We start from the raw sequence: 350 nt of genomic DNA, 5'->3' as shown, positions 1-350 counted from the left end.
GTACTTTTTCACTCGTTAAAAAGTTTTGAGAATATTTTATATTTTTGTTCATATAATCACTCCTGAAGTGATTACATCTATAAATAAATACAGAAGTTAAACGATTTGTTTGTAATTTTAGTTATCTGTTTAAAAAGTCATAAGATTAGTCACTGGTAGGAATTAATCTAACGTATTTATTTATCTGCGTAATCACTGTTTTTAGTCTGTTTCAAAACAGTAGATGTTTTATCTACATTACGCATTTGGAATACCAACATGACGAATCCCTCCTTCTTAATTACAAATTTTTAGCATCTAATTTAACTTCAATTCCTATTATACAAAATTTTAAGATAATGCACTATCAA

General features: G+C 26.0%; 1 protein-coding gene. It reads right to left on the bottom strand.

The features are described from left to right. Positions 1 to 176: 176 nt before the first annotated feature. A complete protein-coding gene (locus tag DW171_RS10020) occupies positions 177 to 260 on the bottom strand; it encodes a 23S rRNA methyltransferase attenuation leader peptide (RefSeq protein WP_001814874.1) in 84 nt (27 codons plus the stop codon). Positions 261 to 350 lie beyond the last annotated feature (90 nt).

It is taken from the genome of Collinsella sp. AM15-2, from assembly GCF_003471985.1.
GTDB lineage: Bacteria > Actinomycetota > Coriobacteriia > Coriobacteriales > Coriobacteriaceae > Collinsella.
This window is presented reverse-complemented; position numbering and strand designations above follow the sequence as displayed.